The following is a 19265-nucleotide window of genomic DNA, read 5'->3' as shown; positions in this document are numbered from 1 at the left end:
GTCACAAGGCCCTGTCAGAAGATGGCGTCGTCAAGGTCGGCGAGCGAAGTGTCCATTGCCATCAAGAGGTCGAAGTGCTGGTGAACCGATGGCAGGAGATGCCTATAAAAGTGGATCGCAGCAGCCCGCTTGCCCTCGGCGAACTCGTCTGTGCGCTCATCGAGAGCGCGGAGTTGATCGAGCCAGAGCCAAGCGACCACGACGTGACCGACCGCATCCAGGTAGGACGAGGCATTGACCAATACTTGGGTCGAATCGCCGGTCGACCAGAGCACGCGAGTGGTGTCTACGATCCGGCCTACGCATCGGATCAACTCTTCTGCCAGCTCGACAAGAACGACGTCACCGTCCCTGCTCACCGCGGACGCCGTAGCGGTCATGCGGTCCACCAATAGACTCAGCGCGCGTCCCTCCTCGAGACGCACCTTGCGACCGAGCAAGTCCTGCGCCTGGATGCCGTGGGTTCCCTCGTGGATGGGGTTCAGTCGGTTGTCGCGGTAAAACTGCTCGACTGGGTAGTCGCGGGTGTAGCCGTAGCCGCCGTGAATCTGAATGGCCAGGTCGTTGGCGTGGAGGCACCACGACGATGGCCAGGACTTCGCGATGGGCGTCAGGATCTCGAGAAGCAAAGCGGCGTCGTTCCGCCCGCCTGCGTCCGGCGCAGTGCGCTGCTCGTCCACGAGTCGAGCGCAGTAGAGGACGAGCGCCAGCCCGCCCTCAACTGTGGCCTTTTGGGTGAGCAGCATCCGGCGAACATCCGGATGGCGGATGATCGGAACTTGCGGCTGCGCAGGGTCCTTTGCTCCGGGCAGTCGACCCTGTCGCCGCTCCCGGGCATATGCCACCGAGTGGAGATGCGCCGTGTAGCCAAGGGCGACCGCTCCGGCACCGACGACGATACGCGCCTCGTTCATCATGTGGAACATGTAAGCGAGGCCGCTGCCCTCCTCACCGATGAGTTCGCCGATTGCACCGGCCGCGCCGCCCGGCTGGACCAGTCCTTCACCGAAGTTCAGCAGGGCGTTCGTCGTGCCCCGGTATCCCATCTTGTGATTGAGCCCCGCCACCGCGACGTCGTTTCGCTCACCGAGCGTTCCATCGTCCTCGACGAGGAACTTGGGGACAATGAATAGAGACAGGCCGCGGACGCCCGAGTCCGCAGCGCCAGTGCGTGCGAGTACCAAGTGGACGATGTTCTCGCTCAGTTCGTGGTCGCCTGCCGAGATCCACATCTTGTTGCCGAACAGGCGGTAGCGGCCGTCCGGTTGGCGGATGGCACGAGTCCGGACATCCCCCAGTGACGAACCGACTTCGGGCTCTGACAAGCACATTGTGCCTAGCCATCGCCCGTCGACGATGGGCCGCGCAAAGCGGTCGACCTGGCGTGTCGTGCCATGGGCCGCTACTAGGTTCGCGTTGGCGATAGCAAGGGTCGGATAGGCGAACGCGCTGGCGTTGGCCGCCTGGAACCACGTGCTGACGGCGCTGTGGACCGCCATCGGCAGTTGCATGCCGCCGAGCTCGTCGTCGAACGTTGCCGCCTGGAGGCCGCTCTCGAGATATGCCGCTACCGCGGCGCGGGTCTCGACAGGCAACACCACCGCGCCGTCGGCTCCGATCGTCGGCTCGTCGAGGTCGGCGACGCGGTTGCCGGGTACGAAGCGATTGGCTGCGATCGTCGCAGCGAGGTCGATCGCATCGTCGAACGTCTGGCGACCGTGGGCGTCGAACCGTTCTCGGGAGACCAGGTCCTCGACCTTAAGCCAGTCGTAGAGGAGGAACGCGAGGTCGCTTCTCGACATGATGCGCGACTCGGTCGATTTCATCGGGCCACCCTTCAACTCTTCAGGACTAGGCCGTATCCTAACCAAACACTGTTAGAAAGGCATCCCGATGACGCTGCTCGATCTGTTCCGACTCGACACGAAGGTTGCGCTCGTGACCGGATCCTCCTCGGGTCTAGGTGTTGCCTTCGCCGTCGGGCTCGCGGAGGCGGGCGCCGACGTTGTGATCGCCGCCCGACGTGCCGATCGGCTCGCCGAGACGAAGGCAGCAGTTGAGGCGACCGGGCGCCGTGCGCTTGCCGTGCCCACAGACGTCACCGACCCCACCCAGTGCCAGACCCTGGTCGATCGCGCCATGGATGAGTTCGGGCGGGTCGACATTCTCGTCAACAACGCCGGCATCGGCACAGCGCACCCCGCCGTCACCGAGACCGCGGAACAGTTCCGCCAAGTCATCGATCTCAACCTCAACGCCTGTTACTGGATGGCGCAGTCCTGCGGCCGCGTGATGAAGCCCGGCAGCAGCATTGTCAACGTCGGAAGCGTGCTGGCGCTGACCACGGCCGGACTCCCCCAGGCTGCCTACTCGGCAAGCAAGGCCGGTCTCATCGGTCTCACCCGAGACCTTGCGCAGCAGTGGACGAGCCGACGCGGAATTCGGGTGAACCTTCTCGCGCCCGGCTTCTTCGCGACGGAGATGACGGAGGACTACACGGATGAATACCTGGCTGAACAGCTTCGTCGGATCGGTGCCGGTCGCATGGGACGGCCAGAGGAACTGGCTGCAGCGCTGCTGTTTCTCGTGAGCGACGCCGGCGGCTATGTGACGGGCCAGACGGTCATCGCCGACGGCGGCTTCTCGATCACCTGATCACTGCTCGACGATCAGCTTGGCGCACGCGACAGCCCGAAGGGATCTCACGAAAGTGATTGTTACTGTCCTGAAGGAATCGACGACTAGCCTCCGCGTTTCACGCGGTTCTGGGTGACACGTAGCGCAGGAACGCGAAAGTGCCCGTCCTGCTTGGGAAACTTTGACTTGCGACAGTTGAAGTTGACCAAGAGAGCGAGCACTTTGCAGGTGAAGCGTAACAAGCGGATGCGTCGGGTCGTGGTCAGTGCGGACGGGGCTGGCGTGGTGTCGCACGCTGGGGTCGGGCTGCTCCGAGAGATGGCCGAGTACACCGGGCTGGTCGACGCCGTCAGCGCCGCGCTGGCCGACACCTACCGCGGTCCCTGGCTGCATGCGCCGGGCCGGGTGTTCACCGATCTCGCGGCCGCGGTTGCTGACGGTGCGGACGCCATCACCGGGATCGCAGTGCTCGGTGATCGTGAGGACCTCCACGGTCCGGTGGCCTCGATGCCGACGACCTGGCGGGTCTTGGACAAGGCCGATGCGAACCACCTCCCCGCGCTGCGAGCTGCACGCGCTGCGGCTCGGGAGCAGGCGTGGGCCGCGGGCGGCGGGCCGGACCTGGGCAGTGAGGAGTTCGCCGAACTGTTGTTGGACTTTGACGCCACGATCACGATCGCGCACAGCGAGAAGGAGAACGCTGCCGCGACCTGGAAACGGACCTTCGGGTTCCATCCACTGTTGTGCTTCTTGGACCGTCCCGACATCGCTTCCGGCGAAGCGCTCGCCGGTCTGCTGCGTCCCGGGAACGCCGGCTCGAACACCGCCGCTGACCACATCACCGTGCTGGACATGGCGATCGAGGCGCTGCCCGAGCACGCCCGCCCCTGGCTCGACCCACACACCGGGTGTTGGGGCGCCCAGCGTCTGGTTGCTCGTTCGGATTCGGCTGGCGCCACGCACGCGTTCGCGGCCGCGTGTGTCGAACGGGGTGTCGGGTTCTCGTTCGGATTCCCCGTAGATGCGCGGATCCAGCGGATCGTCGACATCATCCCCGAGGAATGCTGGCACCCCGCGATCCAGACCGACGGCGAGTTCCGTGAAGGGGCGTGGGTAGCGGAGGCCACCGGCATGATCGACCTCTCGACCTGGCCCGAAGGGTCGCGGTTGATCTTGCGCAAGGAACGTCCTCATCCCGGTGCACAGCTCACGTTCACCGATGTCGACGGACACCGGGTCACCGCGATCCTCACCAACACCCCAGCCCACGGGCCCGGTGTCGTGCCCGGTCAGGCCGCTGGGCTGGAGTTGCGGCACCGTCAACACGCTCGGGTGGAGGACCGGATCCGCGAGGCGAAGGCCACCGGACTGCGGAACCTCCCGTGCCGGGCGTGGAACGAGAACGCCGCGTGGCTGGAGGTCGTCATGATCGCGGTCGACCTCATCGCATGGACCAAGAAGATCTGCTTCGCCGACGTACCCGAGCTCGCACGCTGCGAGATCCACGCGTTCCGTTACCGAGTCCTGCACGTCGCCGCCCGGATCACCCGAGGCTCGCGACAGATCCGGCTCCGCATCGACACGACCTGGCGCTGGGCAGTCGAGATCGCCGAAGGGTTCCACCGACTACGCACCGCGTTCAGCTGACTCCACACACTGCTGAACGCGCCCTGCCCGCCCACGACCCAGGACCCGGAGAACCGCCCACCGGCAGCGCCAGCCGCACCACCAGCGACCCTCGCCGGCCCCCAGGCCACCTCACCGGCCACCGGAACCCGAAACCGCCGCCGCCACGCGGCGGCATGAAACGCCGAGGCTAATGCGACCCGCAGAAGCGCGGAGACCCTCCACCAACATCGCGCCGCAGGCCCGGATACAAGCAGCCGCGCGCTACCCAGTACCTGCTGGGTAACCAGCTGGAAGACGAACCGTCACCACACGACAGCATGCGGAGCGACCCGCCTCGCGCTGAGCCGCCCCGCGAAATTCGGACAGTGAATTTCGGTGGTTGATTACGCGGCGCTATGCGCTGCGTACCAAGCTTCTTCGACCTCGTTCGGGGTGCGGTAACCGACCGCAGAGTGAAGCCTTCTGGCGTTATACCGTAGTTCGATATAGCGGGTAATGTCAAACCGAGCAGCATCGCGAGTGGGGTACGAGGTCCGGTGAACTCGCTCGTTCTTCAGGGTCGAGTTGAACGATTCCGCCCAAGCATTGTCATAACAGATCCCGGTGCGCCCAACGGACCGCAATATCCCGAGCCGTGTGGCGTGTTTCGCGTATTCGTCCGACGTGTATTGAGTGCCGCGATCGGTGTGCATGATGGTAATTCCGGGACGGATATGACCATTGCGTGCAGCCATATCCAACGCGGCGGTGACCAACTCGGTGCGCATGTGGTCGGCCATCGCGTAGCCCACGACCTTCTTGGTGAAGCAGTCCAGCACGGTCGCCAGGTACAACCATCCCTGCCAGGTGCGGATGTAGGTGATGTCGCCGACGAGCTTGGAAGCTGGCGCCGCAGCGGTGAAGTCGCGTCGGACGAGGTCGGGAGTCTCGCCGGCGTCGCCGGCAATCGTCGTGACCGGACGCCATGGACGGGGCTGGCAGGCCACCAGACCGAGCTCGCGCATGATCGAACGGACTGTCTCGTCATCAACGTCGTGACCCCACCGCAGCAGGTCGGCATGGACCCGTCGGTAGCCGTAGGTCTCATCAGACTCGGTGAACGAGAACCGGACCAGCACGGCAAGCTCGGCCCTTCGCACCGCCCGCGCCGACGGCGGCCTGGTCTTCCACGAGTGGTACCCCGATCGGGACACACCCGCCCAGCGGCACATCGAGATCAGCGGATAGTTGCCCTCTTCGGATTCGATGAACGCGTACTTCACGCTCACCGGTGCTTCTTCGCGAAGAAGGCCGTTGCTTTTCCCAAGAACTCGTTCTCAGCGCGCAACTCACGCACCTCGGCCTCGAGCGCCTTCAAACGGGCACGCTCCGAAACCGACAACTCCGCCTCCGGAACTGGATGCGCCTTCTTGTACGCGTTCACCCAGTTACGCAGCGTCTGCTCGACAACCCCGTTCTCGCGGGCCACCACAGCGATCGGCTGTGAAGTCCTGATCACTTCCTGGACACACGCGTCCTTGAACTCCTGAGAATACTTCTTCGCAGCCAACGGAATATTGCCTTTCAGTCAATCCCAAGAATTCTATCTTGGGGCCAACTGTCCGAGAAGCGCGGAGCGTGTCACGCCGTTGACTAGGCCGTAACCACGAGCGAGCCAGAAACCAGCCAACACACCCCGGCCCCCGAACCCGCCGCACGCCTACTCCCAGAACGCCCCAGGATCGACACCCAGCTCCAGCGCCAAAACACGAAGCCGACTCGACCCCAAGTCATTACCGCCGGCCTCAAAGCGAGCCACCGTCACCCGAGTCACCCCGATCACAGCCGCCACCTCAGCCTGCGTCCAACCCGCAGCCTTCCGAAGCTCCTGAACCCGCGAACCAAGACGCCTCAGTTCAGCCTTGCGACGCTCCTCGATGGCGGCCCGCTCAGCCTTGGCCGGAGTCAGACGGTCAGACTTCTGCAACTCCTCGGCCCGCGCAGCAACCCACTCCAACTCAGCCGCCCGCAGCTCACCCACGACGGCATGCTCAGCACCCTGAGCTGCACCAGCTACAGCCACGACGCACCTCGCGAGCACACCCAGCTCAAGCGTGCCGATAGACCGGTCGCCCGCCGAAGAACACGGCGCGGAAGGACTCGGGGGCTCACATCCCGACCTCCGTCCGCAGCGAGGAAGCGAATGGGCCTCTGTCCGTTCCTGCTGGTCAGAGGCCCATTCATTTGCCTGAAGCAGATCCAGGCTTTCACCTGAAACTGCCCACGTGCGCGAGGGGGGAGTTGAACCGTAGGAACACCACACTCAATCACGCACGAACCAGCGTTCTGAGCGTGAAGTCGGCGTCCCGTTTGCTCCAGTTGGCTCCCGTTTCCTCGGCTCCGTGCGCCCCGGGGGTGCACCAGCCAATGTTCAGTTGTGCCGGCTTGCCGCCGGCGAACCAACGGTAGTCGATAGCGGCGAAGTTCAGCCCACAAGTGACCGCGCTGCAGGCGCTCGAAGGCGCTGATGGGGTGCCCGATCAGCCGAAGAGCGAGCGCTCCCCCTCAGGCAATCTCCGATCCAGTGCCGGTTAGAGCCTGGCCGCTGCGTGCACTCCCTAGCCATCTCATTTAGGCGTTCGCGGGGACTACCAGCCCGATCTCAAAGTGCGACAGTGCGCCGTCGGTCAACGGCGACGGTTCAGTGCTCCCCGAGTCCGGTGACCCGGATGCCTGAGTGTGTCTTGTACTTTCGATTGATCGAGATGAGCAACGCGGTGAACGGCTCCAGCACCCGCGCCAGCCGGAGCCGCCCACCGTCCACGCCCGGACGTCCGGTGACTGCGGCCGCGAGGTCGATCGCGACCTGCTTGGCCTCGGCCGAGTCCCCGACAACGATCACGTCTTCGTCTAGGAACTCGTCCTCGCCCCACAGGCCTACGGCCGACACGTTGTGGAACGCTCCGACGACGGCCGCCTCCGGCGCCAGTTCGGCAGCGGACTCCGCAGCCGAGCTCTCACCGTGGCCGATCACCCGCCCGTGGGCACCGCCCTTGTCGAACGCCAAGGGGTTGACGCATGAGATGAGCGTCTTTCCTTCCAGCCCACCGGCCAAGGATGCGACGAGTTCGTCGTGACCGTCATAGGGAACAGCGAGCAGTACGACGTCCGCAGCAGCAACTGCATCCGCGTTGGACGCGCCCTGTGCCGATCCTGTGCCCCCAACACGCGCAAGGCGTTCGGTCACCTCCTCGGCGACCGCCTGAGCCTTGCCTGCGGCCCTGGAACCGAGGACGACGTCGTGGCCGTGACGGGCGAAGCGGTACCCCAGACCTTTGCCCTGAGGCCCGGTGCCGCCGATCACGGCGACGGTGTACTTGGGCACGGATTCTCTCTCTTGTGTGATGGCAATGCGTTCGGGTGTATGGCGCGTCAAGGCCTGCGTGAGGACCGGGGTCGACCAACCTCGCCTGACTGCTCCGGTTGTGACGATCGCGCCTTCGGCATTGACGCATTTCGCGACACGTGGTCCACCCAGTCACGGCGCCGCCAACGCTGGTCGTGACGAGCGGGCGTGCCAGAGTCCTGCTCCAGCGGCCCGTCGATATCCGCGTCGATCGAGGACCAGGATGCAGTGACCACTGGACAACCTAGACGGCGTTCCCGCAAGCAGGAAGTACCGCTTGCTCAGCTACGCAAAGGATGTCGGTTAAGCGAAGTCCAGACCTAAGCCAACGGACAGCATGATCCGCGGGCGAAGCGAGACAAGCGTCGTTTCCACTCCCAGGCTGCTGAGGAGATCCCCACACGTCATCAGATAGGGGTGCCGTAGGACGTGGTACGACCGGTGTGCCAAGGTCCGTGGCCCGTGACACGGGTGATGTCGACCGTGATCAGGCAGTGCGGGTTCTTCTCGTCCAACGCGAACCCATAGCTGCCCGTGTACTTGAAGTAGAGGGCGTCCATGAACTGGTCGCCGTGCTCGGGGTGGTCGTCAATGGTCGCGACGCCCTCGATCAGCAGGTGACGGAGAAGGCCGTTCTCAGCCTTGACGGTGTCTTGGATGGAGAATGTGCATCGTGGGTCGTGGCGAAGGTTCTTGGCCTTCACACGCCACCCTGGTGTCCCGAACTGGATCTGTCCCTCGTCGGTGACGTCCAGCCAGATGAATGCAACGTGCGGGCGACCGTTCGGCCGTGTCGTCACCAGGTGCGCAGGGGGACGCGACTCAATGAGGGCACGCGCCTCCGGGTGAAGGTCGAAGGGCATTCGCAGTTCCTTTCTGAGCGATGACGCTCCGCACGTCTGTGCGCGAGCATCCCACTTGTGCAGTTCGCCGCGCGGAGACAGCGCCGTGCGGCGTGCGGCCGGGCTAGAAGTTCGTCCACTCCTTGGCCGGGGCGAGCAGTCGCACGCTGGTCTCGGCCTCGTACGGCATCGGCTCGTCGGGCTGACTGACCAGCTCCAGGTAGAGGCCGATGGGCGTGCGAACGTAGAGGATGGTCAGGCCGGCGTGCGGGACCCCGGCCAGGTGGATCGGTTCGCCGCACGGGCTGCACCCGTGACTCACGAGGTACTCCAGGGCTGCCTCTACGTCGGTCACGTGGATGGCCACATGCGTTGCACCTACGTCGCTGTTGATCGGCCAGTTGAGGTCCTGGCTGTCCGCAGTCCACTGGAGAAACTCGACGACCTGCGTGGGCCCGAGTCGCACGAGCGCTGCGACTGCGGTGGCGCGAGGGTCGACGTCGAACTGGGTGGCCATCCACTCGCCGTCCGGGTCAGAGAACGGCCCTGCGCGGAGGATCTCCTCGCCGCCGAGAACGTCCACGAAGAAGCGCACGGTCTCGTCGAGGTCGCGAACGGTCCAGGCAATGTGGTCGACGTTGGTCGCTGTTGGGATACCGCGACGCTGGGCTGTTTCGGTCATCGTTGTCTCACTTCATTGAGAGGGGTACACCACGCTGAGGAACGTCCGTCGGTCCCTAGCGCATCGCCAACCGGGCTCTTAATGCCAGTGGCTACTGGAGGTTGACTGCGTCACCTTGGGTGAAAATGATGCTCGGCGCGCGGTCCTTGTCCACGACAGGGCTGTCAACGGTGACGAGTTCCGGAACGTCGCCTTCGAGCTTTCCCTGGAAGCTGAGCGCACCGAGCATGATCGGCCACCCGTAGACCTGAGAGGCCGAGTGACGGACGGTCGCGAACAAGGTGCCGTCCATGACCGCCTGGCATGACTCGATCGTTCCGTCGACGCCGGCAAGAAGGGTGTCACCGGCACGGTTCGCTTCCTTCAGGGCATTGGCGGCCCCCAGGGCCATGTCGTCGTTGTGACAGAACGCCGCGTCGATCCGGGGATACTTGGTGGTGTAGGTGCTCCACAGCTCCTGCGCCCGGTCCTTGGTGAACTCTCCGTAGTCGGAGGCGAGCACCTCGATGTTCGGGAACGCCTTCAGGGCGTCCTCGAAGCCTCGATGCCGGTCCACCACGTTGTCGCCACCCGAGATGCCCTGCGTCTCGATGATCGTGCCGCTGCCCCCGAGCTCGTTGCACAGGGCGGTCGTCATGTCGAAACCCATCTGGTAGTTGTCGGCCTGGACGGTGGTCAGGAGACCATCGAGAGGCTTGTCCTCGAGGGCGACGTCCCCGAGATATCCGATGACGATCGTGCCGGCGTCGATGAGCTTCTGAACGGCCGTCGTGACGTTGCCCTGCACGATGCTGTTGATGACGGCGACATCCCACTTCTGGGACAGCGCGTTGTCGAGCTGGTCCAGCTGCTTGGCCGGATCCGCGCCGGGATCGAGCTGCTGGAGGTCGACGTTGAACCTCTCGGCCCAGTACTTCTGCGAGGTGTAGCCCTGGGTCGTCCACGGGATGACGTTTCCGTACGACGTCGACAACATCTTGACCCGCTTGCCATCCGCAGGGGAGTTATCGTCCTGACTGCAGGCAGCGAGCATGGGCATCAATCCACCGAGGGCGACCGCGCCGAGAGAGCCCCGCTTGAGCACGCTGCGTCGGCTGGGTCCGTGCACCGGCGCCGGCTCCGCGGCACCACGAGCAGACTTGTTTGGCACTGTTGTCTCCTAAGTTGCTGCGAGGGCTGCTCGCCCTCCCATCAATCCAGGCGATTGCTGGTGAGAGACATCCTTGGGGGCGCCATCGCGGGCCGTCCAATACCACTTGTGACGCTCGCCATATCGCTGGCGTATGTCTCCGGAATATCCCTGCTCACAAGTCCAGAGTTGGGGTGGCCACGGGGAACGACGAGTCGCGAATCCTTGGCTGACCCACCGAGTCGGAATACGACGACAGCCAGCACCGGTGGCGATTGCCACGGTGCCGGCTGCCGTCCTTCGAATTCGTCGGCGCGAGGGATTTCCAGTTGACCTGCAAACGTGCAGGTCTGCTTCATCGCTGGGATCGTCGCAAACGAGACCTCAGAGTGTTTCCGCCACGCTGAAAGGGACCCAGGAGATGTTCCCGTAGAGCACGCTGTCGACCGCGTCGCCGGCACGTGGGGCCAAGGCCGCGGCGGGGTGACTCTCGTCGAACAGCCACTCGATCGACTCGACATGGGCCTCCATCACGTCGGCGACGAACGGGACCGACACGCGGGCCAGGTCGCCGTCCGCCGGCGACTCGCCGACGGACGTGAAGTAGTTGAGGTGTCCGCCGACGGAAGCGAGTTGCTCGTTGCCGACTCGGGCTGTGGTCCTGATGACGACTTCATCGTTGACGAAGAGCTCCGCTACCAGCACCCCCGGTTCCGGCTCGTGCTGCTCGACGCGACCCACGTCCGCGACGTTGCCGCACGACGCTTTGGCGAACGCCCGCATGCCGTCCGACTCCAGCCAGTGATGGGCGAAGTACCGTCCGTGCCCGGTTGCGCTCCCGTCGGAGGTCTGCGTGTCGTATCCCTGCACCTCGGGTGCGAGGTAGCCGCACGACAGTCGCCCGTAGGTGCCGAGTCCCGACGACCGGCCCGGGTCCTCGACCGTCCACAGGTTCAGCAGGACGATGCCGTCCGGGTGTGGCGTGAGCTTGTCCGGGAGGATTCGGCGCACGACGTCGGGGTCGGCCGGTCGATAGCCGATGATCATCATGCGCGCGTCCTTGATGAGCTCCCGGGACAACGGGATCAGCCCGGGTTCGGAAGCGACGGCAGTGTCCATGCCAAGTGCCTTTCAATAAGTGTGGTCGGTCGTTGTGATTCAGGCCAAAGACGATTACCTGAAACCACGTGCGGTCCGCCTCGATGCGAAGGTCGTCCTTTCGAGACGTCCATCAGGCTGAGGACCTCGCAGCAACGTTCCGCGAGTTTCGCTGTTTGGTCGCAGAAGTTCGGTCGGTACGCCATCGATGCACGAACCTGGGTATCCAGACGGACCGGAGACTTCAGTGCTCTTTAGGTTCCGCATGCCGATGAAGAACCGTGCTAAACCCCGGGCGGTCCGGAATTCAGCCGTTCACGTGGCCAAACGTTCTCGTGGCAGAGGTACGCGAGTCGGGATCGTTCAGTTCGCGACGGTCAAGACGACGGGCTCACCCGGTCGAGGAGCTCGACCGTCACGATCTCGAGGGGGCCGTCTCCGACGTTCTCGAGATCATGGATCAGGCTCTCGCCCGGTCCGTAGGTCTGGAACGAGACCTGCCCCGGAACGGGATCGATGAACCGGGCCGTGCCGTCCTCGAAGCGCTGGTACGCACGGCTCGCTCGCACGCACACCCAGAAGTAGTCGATCGTGTGGTTGTGGAAGTGCACGCGGTTCCCGGGGTCGATCGTCGACCACCACACCCGCACTCTGTCGTTCTCGAACAGCACGTCCTCGCCGACGGCGAAGTTCGTCGGTGCTGCAGACAGCTCCTCGGCGAAGTCGTTGACGTCGAACCGAGGGTTGTCGTCGGCAGATCCAGCATTGGTGGACACGTTGCTTCTACCTCCTGTTGGGTTCGGTGACCAGATCAGACGGTCGGGACGCTGCCGCCGTTGACGGAGTACTCGGCTCCGGTGACGAACGACGAGACGGGGCTGGCGAGGAAGACGTTCACCGCGGCCACCTCAGAAACCGTGCCGAGCCTGGCCAGCGGGAGTCGGCGGATGTTGACGGCGAAGTGGTTGATGGCTTCTTCCTTCTCCATTCCGAACGACTCAGCGAGTGCGTCGGCGAATCCGCCTGGGCGGTCCCACATCGGGGTTCGCACGGGGCCTGGGCTCACGGTGTTGGCCCGGATGCCCGAGCTGCCGAACTCGATGGACAGCGTCTTCATGAACATCAAGATGGCGGCCTTGGACACGTTGTACTCGGCGAAGAAGGGGTCAGGCATGCGGCCGGCGTCCGAGGCGACGCTGACGATCGACCCGGTGCCTGCTGCCTTCATGTGCGGAACCACTTCGCGGCACATGCGAACGATGCTGAGGAAGTTGACGTCGATGGTGTGCCGCCAGTCGTCATCTGTGCCCTGGAGGGCACTCTCGCGGACGGGGGCGATTCCTGCGCAGGACACCAGTGCATCTATCCCACCGAAGGTCTCGAGGGCGGTGGCCACCACGGCGGGGGCGGTGCCCGAGTCCGTCAGGTCACCCTTGTGTGCCCTCAGGGAGGACTCGGAGCGGGCGTCGAGGGCGTCGACGTTCAGGTCGACGGCTACGACGTTGGCCCCTTCGGCGAGCAGTTGCTCGGTGGTCTCGAGGCCGATACCGGACGCGCCGCCCGTGACGATGACGGTCTTGCCGGCGAGTTGGTAGTCCATGCGAGTTCTCCTTGGTGGTGGTGTGCAGAGCGTCTAGGAGCCGTTGACTCGTTCGAGGCGCGGGCCTGGGACGGAGTGCGGCGCGACCGATGAGGATGTGGGGGCTGCCTCAAGCGCGGTGTCGGGTGGATCCACGGGCTTCGAGGCTTCAGCCTCGCCCGAGGTTGCGGCTCTGGTTGCGATGCGTCCGAGCCACACGTTGAGGACCACGGCAGCAACCAGGATCCAGCCACCGATCAGGGGCTTGATGTAGATGTCGAGGTCACTTTGGTCCAGCCCGTTCTGGAGGACGGAGTACAGCAGGACGCCGACCAGTGTCTGGGGGATGCCACCGATCCCGCCGAAGAGGGAGTTGCCACCCAGGACGACCGCTGCGAACACTGGGAGGAGGAGCGTCAGACCTGTGTCGGCCTGGGCTGAGCCGAGGCGTCCGACGTTGAGCAGGCCGGCCATGGCGTAGAACGCACCGGCGAGCGTGAACACGTAGAGCAGGATCCTACTGGCAGGAAGGCCGCTCAGGACCGCGGCCTGGCGGTTGGCGCCGACCATGTAGACGTATCGGCCGAGCCTCGTCCTGGTCAGCATGACGTGGCACAACAGCATGACCGCGGCTGCGAACAGGGCGATGGTGGGGAACGGACCGACCGAGCCGGTCGCGATCCGCTGGCCCAGGTCCGTGGCCGCCGGCACTGACTGGCCCTGTGCCCAGTAGAAGGACAATCCCTGGGCGACGAGCAGGAGAGCCAATGACCCGACGAAGCTCGGCACCCCGAGGCGGGTCGTCACGACGCCCGAGAGCAGGCCGAACAAGGCTCCGAGCACGATGGCCGACACGACGGCGACGATGTCGCTTTCGCCGCCATAGGCAAATTCCCCGATGAAGGGGAGGTGCAGGGGCGCCTGGCTGACCAGTAGGGAGGCGGTGAGCCCAGTGACGGAGGCGACGGCCGCGAAGGCAAGGTCGATCTCTCCCAGGAGAGTAACCAACGTGAGCCCGGTCGCCAAGATGGCCAGCACGGCTGACTGCACGGCGATGTTGCGGAGATTGTCCGTCGTGGGGAACGACGACGGAGCCAGGATGCTGAAGATGATCACCACCAGCACGAGAGCCCCGAGGGGGGCGAGCGTGGTGAGGTTGGCGAGCGCCAAGCGGCGAATCCGGTGTGTGGTGGTGCTCATGCAACACCCTCCTTGGTTCCAGTGTCGTGACCGTGAGCGGCGGCCATGAGTGTCTGTGCCGATGCTTGTCTGCCGGAGAGGTCGGCGACGACACGCCCTTGCTGGGTCACGTAGACACGGTTGGCCATCGACAGGATGGTTTCGGGTTCGGCTGAGATCACGAGGACGGCTGCCCCGGACTCATGTGCGGCGCGGTGCACCAGGTCGACAACGTCGGCTTTGGCCTTCAGGTCCATGCCGCGCGTCGGTTCGACCAGGACGAGCACGTTCGGGGGCGAGATCAGCCAGCGGGCGAACAGCAGCTTCTGCTGGTTGCCTCCCGACAAGGTGGCCGGAGCGGTGGTCGGGGAGCAGCTCTTGACCGACAGGTTCCTGATCTGGGCCTCGGCGAGGTCGCGTTCGGTGCGAGCAGACACCCGAGGACCGAAGAACTTGTGCAGTTGAGCCACCGTCACATTCGCCGTGGCCGACTTGTGCAGGGCGAGAGCTGAGCGGCGGTCGGCGGGGATGTAGCCCACGCCGAGCGTGCGCACGGCGTGCTCGGGTGAGCGCGGCGAGACACCGTCCACCGTCACAGACCCCCGGGATGCCTGGCGCAGCCCGAGGACGAGGTCGCCGAGTTCCATGCACCCCGAGGCCAGATCGCCGAAGACTCCCACGACCTCGCCCGGGTGCACCTCCAGAGTGACGTCCCGGACCGTGGGAGCGCTGGCGACGCCGTCCAGACGCAGTCGCGGCTCGCCGGCCGGGACCGTCGCCATCGCGAAGTCCTCTCCGCTGGCCGCCTCGGCGAGCAGCTCATCGTGTCCCACCATCAGGCGAACGAGGTCGGCCTTGTCGGAGTCTGCCGTCCTCAAGGTCCCGACCACCCGGCCGTTGCGCAACACGGTGGCGCGGTGGGCATGCTGCATCACGTCATCCAGGAAGTGGGTGATGAGGACGAAGCTGGTGCCACCGGCCGCCATGCGCTGGACGAAGTCGAACAGCCGAGCAGCCTCGGCCGTGCCGAGCGCCGAGGTGGGTTCGTCGAGGATGACCACTCGCCCACCCGAGAACATGGCGCGCGCGATCTCGACAAGTTGTTGCTCACCGATCGTGAGTCCGGCCAAGGGAGCAGCTGGGTCGACGTCCAAGCCGATGAGACGTAGATACTCCTCTGAGCGACGGCGGATCGACCGCCAGTTGACGAGGCGTCCGGCGTGGCCAGCGCCCCCGGTCACGAGGTTCTCTGCGACCGTCAAGGGTGGGAACAACGAGATCTCTTGCGTGATCATGCGGACGCCCGCCCGGATGGCGGAAGCCGGACGCGGGTCGATGGTCGCCCCGAAGACCTCGACCGAGCCCGCAACCGGCTCCAACGCACCTGCCAGGACTCGCGCAGCCGTGCTCTTGCCGGCACCGTTCTCGCCACACCACGCGTGCACCTCGCCTTCGCGGACCTCGAAGTCCACACCCGCCAGGGCGGTCACACCGCCGAACCGCATGTGGACGTTCCGCATCTGAACCGCAAGCGGCGCTGTGCCCGAGGCAAAGGTGCCGTGAGCACTCGTGGTGCCCTGAGGGCTCTCGAAACTCATCGGGACCTTTCCTTCGAGGAGATGCTGCGACGAAGCCGGTGCGCGCGACGCATCACGTGCGACCAAGTCGGAACGCCGCGTGACCGACGCCACAGGTTGGCTGGCCAGAAGTATCGGCAGACGTTCCTCGCACCGTCCAATACCGGTTGACATGACCGCCATACGATGGGGATATGTCCCGTCCCGGCCCTTAGCATCGGGACATGGAACTCCGCCGAGTGCGCTACTTCGTGGTGGTTGCAGAAGAGCTGAACTTCGGGCGCGCCGCGAACCGCCTCCGCATGGCCCAGCCACCGCTGAGCGTCCAGATCCAGGGCTTGGAGAAGGAACTCGGCGTCAAGCTGTTCGACCGCAATCCCCGCGGAGTCCGGTTGACGAAGGAGGGTGAGATCTTTCTCGGTGAGGCCCGCGTCCTCCTCGAGCAGGCCGAACACGCACAACGCGCTGTCCACCGCACCGCAGACGGCACCATGGGGACCCTCAACGTGGGTGGCGTGTCGTCTGCCTTCCACGCGGTCCTGCCAAAGGTGGTGCCCGCATATCGACGGCACTTTCCCGACGTGGACCTGCGTCTCAAGGAGCTGGACACGGCCCGAGCCGTGGAGGAACTCCGAGCGGGAACCCTCGACCTAGCCTTCGTCCGGGCCGGAACCTCTGACGACGACCTGGAGCTGAGGCCGATCCAGGAAGACGTGTTCTGCCTCGCCGTTCCCGAGGACCACGCGCTGGCGCACGAGGATTCGGTCGACCTCGCGGATCTCTCGGCTGCCCTGTTCGTGATGCCGAAGCGGGCTGTCTCACCGGACTTCTACGACCATACGTTGACGACGCTGCGGACCGCCGGCTTCAGCCCGAAGGTGGCATTCGAGGGCACCAGCATCCAGTCCATGCTCTCGTTCGTGGCGTGCGGCCTCGGCATCGCCCTGGTTCCCTCCTCGTCCCGTGCCTGGCTCATCTCGTCAGTGAAGTACGTCCCATTGCGCCACCGGGTCCCGTTCATCGAGATCGCCGCGCTGTGGTCCAAGGATCGCCTCCCCGTCAGCTTGCGCAACTTCCAACGCCTGCTGGAGGACATCTTCGAGGCATCGGTTGCCGAAACTGTCGACGACTTCGGATGACCGCCCGCGCACCCCGGTGAGCCACCAGCAGGTTTGACACGGCGGGGCCCGCCCAGCAAGCAGCGCGCGGTCGCCACGGTATGAGCCGCTAATCCATCTGGTATTGGACGCCGGTTCGAGTTGGTGTGTTGGGTTGAGCGCAGGACTTCTCGGACCGCAAGGTCCGTCTCACGCTCGGACCAGTCGGTCCGACCGGCAAGGAGGCATCGTGCCAACCCCTAATGACCTGTCAACCATCGAGGCGCTGCGCGAGCACGAGACGACGACGATCTCCGACGCTCTGGACTTTCTCGGCCTTCCCGGTGCGACGTACGGCATTCGCCCTCTCTGGCCTTGCGGCAGTCTCGCTGGTCGTGCCCGCACCGTAGCTGTGGCGCCCCGTGATCCCGACGCAGCCGTGACCAAACATCTCGCGACCGCAGCGATCGCCAGCGCAGAGCCCGGCGACGTGATGGTGATGGCGAATGGGGGCAGGCTCGATGTCTCCTGCTGGGGCGGGATCGTGACGCATGCGTCGCTTGCTCGCGGCATCAACGGTGCCGTCGTCGACGGCGCCTGCCGCGACATCGACGGCAGCGCCGAGCTCGAGTTCCCCGTCTTCGGACGCGCCACCGTGGCCATCAGCGCACGGGGACGAATCGTCGAGGAGTCCCACCAGACTCCGGTGACGTTCGCCGGCGTCACCGTGTCTCCCGGCGACTACGTGCTGGCCGACAACTGCGGCGTGGTGTTCGTGCCGAAGGACCACATTGACGAGGTACTGCGGCTGGCAGCGCTCATCGTCGAGCGTGAGGACGGCATGGTGGACGCCGTGAAGACCGGGACATCGGTCGTCGATGTCATGCACGACACCCAGTTCCAGGCGATCGTCCAGTGACGCCCGCACAGATCCGGAGCGATCTCGCCAGGCTCGCCACCGCGAACCTCTCCGATGCGCTCGACAAGCTCGGAGTTCATGCGACGCCCCTGGGCCTCAAGCCCATCACCAGCTCCATGCGCATGGTGGGCCAGGCCTACACGGTGCGGTACGTGCCGATGGGCGCGGTCAAGACGAGCTCAGGTGACTGGCTCGACGAGGTCGATGCAGGCCAAGTCGCGGTCATCGACAACGGTGGACGAACCGACTGCACCGTGTGGGGCGACATCATGACCTCGGTGTCAGCCTCGCGTGGAGTCGCCGGCACCCTCATCGCCGGCGTCTGCCGCGACATCAGCCGCTGCATCGAGCTGAACTACCCGGTCTTCTCCATGGGTCACTTCATGCGCACGGGGAAAGACCGCGTGCAGCTGGCCGACACCCAGGTCCCCGTCAACATCGGTGGTGTTCGCGTCGACCCCGGCGACTGGGTCGTGGGCGACGCCGACGGTGTCGTCGTCGTGGCGAGCGCCGTGGTGGAGGAAGCCATCTCGGTCGCTCAGGAGATCGCCCAGCGTGAGGAGCACATCCAGCAACTCGCCGTGGAGACCGGACTGCTGCGTGAGGCTCGGGAACGATACGGCTACCACGAGCTGCAGCGACGTCATGGCTGACCAGGCAAACGAGTACGCCGAATTCGCAGACCTCGACGTCGCAACCGTGTACGAGGCGTCGACGTTGGAATGCGCCATGGACACCGCCATCAGCGCGGTGTGGGATGGCGCCCGCGTGTGCGGTCCGGCGTACCCCGTCATGGGACACCCGGGCGACAACCTCTGGATGCACCATGCTGTCGCGCTTGCGCCGGCCGGTTCCGTCATCGTCGCAGCGGTCGGCGGCCACCTGGCCGGCTACTGGGGCGAGGTCCTCGCCGTCGCCGCCCGTGCCAAGCGAATCGCGGGTCTCGTCATCGACGGCGGCGTCCGCGACATCGACGCCCTGCGCCAGATGAGCTTTCCCGTGTTCGCGCGCGGCGTGAGCGTCCACCGCACCGGAAAGCACCACCACGGCACCCACAACCAGGTCGTGACCGCCGCCGGGGTCCGCGTCGCACCAGGCGACCTGGTCCTGGGAGACGCCGACGGGGTCCTGGTCCTCCCCCAGCCCGCAGCACGAGGCACGCTCGTCGCCGCGCGTGACCGGCTCGCACGGGAGTCCGCAGCCTTCCCCGCATTACGGAAGGGCGTCACCACCCACGAACAGTTCGGTCTGCCGGGGATTCCGGAAACCATGACCTCGGCCTAGGACCTCCCGGGTCCGAGTTCGACCGCCTCCCCTGTTCGATCAACGAGCCGAGGTCAGCCCACGAGGCGCGACCGCAGGCGGGCATGACCGACAGGCCGGCGGAACCGCGGCGTGGAACGCGCCCGCCGTTGCGCGACCACCGACACCCTGCGCCGACCGAAGGCAGGGATTGGCTTGTGCGGCCGGTCGCCCTCTCGGTGAACACTCCCCCGGGAGTTCAGCGTCGAT

Annotated in this window: 18 protein-coding genes; 6 read left to right on the top strand and 12 right to left on the bottom strand. The window is 65.4% G+C overall.

Translation table 11 applies throughout. The annotated features are described in order from the left end of the window. Nucleotides 1–14 precede the first annotated feature (14 nt). Complete coding sequence (locus tag ACUP6Y_RS00535) at nucleotides 15–1826, bottom strand: acyl-CoA dehydrogenase (RefSeq protein ID WP_462553653.1); 1812 nt, start codon at nucleotides 1824–1826, stop codon at nucleotides 15–17. Between the two features lie 67 nt (nucleotides 1827–1893). Here ACUP6Y_RS00535 and ACUP6Y_RS00530 point away from each other — a divergent pair, with 67 nt between their 5' ends. Next, nucleotides 1894–2655 carry an SDR family NAD(P)-dependent oxidoreductase gene (locus ACUP6Y_RS00530; RefSeq protein WP_462553652.1) on the top strand — a complete coding sequence of 254 codons (762 nt, stop codon included), beginning with the start codon at nucleotides 1894–1896 and terminating at the stop codon, nucleotides 2653–2655. A gap of 210 nt (nucleotides 2656–2865) precedes the next feature. Beyond that, entirely contained in the window at nucleotides 2866–4284 is a 1419-nt protein-coding gene (locus tag ACUP6Y_RS00525) for an IS1380 family transposase (protein ID WP_462553651.1), read from the top strand. 365 nt (nucleotides 4285–4649) lie between these two features. Here the strand turns inward: ACUP6Y_RS00525 and ACUP6Y_RS00520 are convergent. From ACUP6Y_RS00520 to ACUP6Y_RS00470, 11 genes are all read right to left on the bottom strand, one after another. Next, a protein-coding gene (locus tag ACUP6Y_RS00520; protein ID WP_462556739.1) for an IS3 family transposase occupies nucleotides 4650–5821 on the bottom strand; the annotation gives its coding sequence in 2 pieces (ribosomal slippage) (nucleotides 4650–5569 and nucleotides 5569–5821; 1173 coding nt in all). Nucleotides 5822–5965: 144 nt separating this feature from the next. Then, nucleotides 5966–6286 (bottom strand): helix-turn-helix domain-containing protein, encoded by a 321-nt coding sequence (locus ACUP6Y_RS00515; RefSeq protein ID WP_462553650.1) that lies wholly within the window; start codon nucleotides 6284–6286, stop codon nucleotides 5966–5968. A 660-nt stretch (nucleotides 6287–6946) separates the two neighbouring features. Beyond that, nucleotides 6947–7630, bottom strand: a complete 684-nt coding sequence (npdG, locus tag ACUP6Y_RS00510; RefSeq protein ID WP_462553649.1) for an NADPH-dependent F420 reductase — start codon at nucleotides 7628–7630, stop codon at nucleotides 6947–6949. A gap of 428 nt (nucleotides 7631–8058) precedes the next feature. Beyond that, nucleotides 8059–8514 carry a TIGR03618 family F420-dependent PPOX class oxidoreductase gene (locus ACUP6Y_RS00505; RefSeq protein WP_462553648.1) on the bottom strand — a complete coding sequence of 152 codons (456 nt, stop codon included), beginning with the start codon at nucleotides 8512–8514 and terminating at the stop codon, nucleotides 8059–8061. A 103-nt stretch (nucleotides 8515–8617) separates the two neighbouring features. After that, on the bottom strand, nucleotides 8618–9175 hold the full coding sequence (locus ACUP6Y_RS00500; protein ID WP_462553647.1) for a VOC family protein: 558 nt from the start codon (nucleotides 9173–9175) through the stop codon (nucleotides 8618–8620). A 91-nt stretch (nucleotides 9176–9266) separates the two neighbouring features. After that, complete coding sequence (locus ACUP6Y_RS00495; protein WP_462553646.1) at nucleotides 9267–10259, bottom strand: sugar ABC transporter substrate-binding protein; 993 nt, start codon at nucleotides 10257–10259, stop codon at nucleotides 9267–9269. 429 nt (nucleotides 10260–10688) lie between these two features. Further along, nucleotides 10689–11423 (bottom strand): hypothetical protein, encoded by a 735-nt coding sequence (locus tag ACUP6Y_RS00490; RefSeq protein WP_462553645.1) that lies wholly within the window; start codon nucleotides 11421–11423, stop codon nucleotides 10689–10691. A gap of 356 nt (nucleotides 11424–11779) precedes the next feature. Next, on the bottom strand, nucleotides 11780–12178 hold the full coding sequence (locus ACUP6Y_RS00485; RefSeq protein WP_462553644.1) for a cupin domain-containing protein: 399 nt from the start codon (nucleotides 12176–12178) through the stop codon (nucleotides 11780–11782). Nucleotides 12179–12213: 35 nt separating this feature from the next. Continuing rightward, complete coding sequence (locus tag ACUP6Y_RS00480; protein ID WP_462553643.1) at nucleotides 12214–13002, bottom strand: SDR family NAD(P)-dependent oxidoreductase; 789 nt, start codon at nucleotides 13000–13002, stop codon at nucleotides 12214–12216. Nucleotides 13003–13035: 33 nt separating this feature from the next. Next, nucleotides 13036–14181: an ABC transporter permease gene (locus ACUP6Y_RS00475; protein ID WP_462553642.1), complete on the bottom strand. Its 1146-nt coding sequence runs from the start codon at nucleotides 14179–14181 to the stop codon at nucleotides 13036–13038. Then, entirely contained in the window at nucleotides 14178–15758 is a 1581-nt protein-coding gene (locus ACUP6Y_RS00470; RefSeq protein ID WP_462553641.1) for a sugar ABC transporter ATP-binding protein, read from the bottom strand. Before ACUP6Y_RS00470 ends, ACUP6Y_RS00475 begins: the two co-directional genes overlap by 4 nt. Before the next feature lie 203 nt (nucleotides 15759–15961). Between ACUP6Y_RS00470 and ACUP6Y_RS00465 the strand changes: the two genes are divergently transcribed. The 4 genes from ACUP6Y_RS00465 to ACUP6Y_RS00450 all read left to right on the top strand — a co-directional run bounded on the left by ACUP6Y_RS00465 (nucleotide 15962) and on the right by ACUP6Y_RS00450 (nucleotide 19037). Further along, on the top strand, nucleotides 15962–16876 hold the full coding sequence (locus tag ACUP6Y_RS00465; RefSeq protein WP_462553640.1) for a LysR family transcriptional regulator: 915 nt from the start codon (nucleotides 15962–15964) through the stop codon (nucleotides 16874–16876). Between the two features lie 208 nt (nucleotides 16877–17084). Then, nucleotides 17085–17753, top strand: coding sequence for an RraA family protein (locus tag ACUP6Y_RS00460; RefSeq protein WP_462553639.1), 669 nt, complete (start codon nucleotides 17085–17087; stop codon nucleotides 17751–17753). Further along, complete coding sequence (locus ACUP6Y_RS00455) at nucleotides 17750–18406, top strand: RraA family protein (protein WP_462553638.1); 657 nt, start codon at nucleotides 17750–17752, stop codon at nucleotides 18404–18406. Before ACUP6Y_RS00460 ends, ACUP6Y_RS00455 begins: the two co-directional genes overlap by 4 nt. Further along, nucleotides 18399–19037: an RraA family protein gene (locus ACUP6Y_RS00450; RefSeq protein WP_462553637.1), complete on the top strand. Its 639-nt coding sequence runs from the start codon at nucleotides 18399–18401 to the stop codon at nucleotides 19035–19037. Before ACUP6Y_RS00455 ends, ACUP6Y_RS00450 begins: the two co-directional genes overlap by 8 nt. The last annotated feature ends 228 nt before the right edge of the window (nucleotides 19038–19265 follow it).

It is taken from the genome of Nocardioides sp. S5-5, assembly GCF_054954065.1.
This window is presented reverse-complemented; position numbering and strand designations above follow the sequence as displayed.

Coding starts and splice junctions, on each gene's coding strand:
- ACUP6Y_RS00490 (WP_462553645.1), bottom strand. CDS start 11,423: ATGGACACTGCCGTCGCTTCCGAACCCGGGCTGATCCCGTTGTCCCGG.
- ACUP6Y_RS00535 (WP_462553653.1), bottom strand. CDS start 1,826: ATGAAATCGACCGAGTCGCGCATCATGTCGAGAAGCGACCTCGCGTTC.
- ACUP6Y_RS00500 (WP_462553647.1), bottom strand. CDS start 9,175: ATGACCGAAACAGCCCAGCGTCGCGGTATCCCAACAGCGACCAACGTC.
- ACUP6Y_RS00530 (WP_462553652.1), top strand. CDS start 1,894: ATGACGCTGCTCGATCTGTTCCGACTCGACACGAAGGTTGCGCTCGTG.
- ACUP6Y_RS00465 (WP_462553640.1), top strand. CDS start 15,962: ATGGAACTCCGCCGAGTGCGCTACTTCGTGGTGGTTGCAGAAGAGCTG.
- ACUP6Y_RS00470 (WP_462553641.1), bottom strand. CDS start 15,758: ATGAGTTTCGAGAGCCCTCAGGGCACCACGAGTGCTCACGGCACCTTT.
- ACUP6Y_RS00475 (WP_462553642.1), bottom strand. CDS start 14,181: ATGAGCACCACCACACACCGGATTCGCCGCTTGGCGCTCGCCAACCTC.
- ACUP6Y_RS00450 (WP_462553637.1), top strand. CDS start 18,399: ATGGCTGACCAGGCAAACGAGTACGCCGAATTCGCAGACCTCGACGTC.
- ACUP6Y_RS00480 (WP_462553643.1), bottom strand. CDS start 13,002: ATGGACTACCAACTCGCCGGCAAGACCGTCATCGTCACGGGCGGCGCG.
- ACUP6Y_RS00505 (WP_462553648.1), bottom strand. CDS start 8,514: ATGCCCTTCGACCTTCACCCGGAGGCGCGTGCCCTCATTGAGTCGCGT.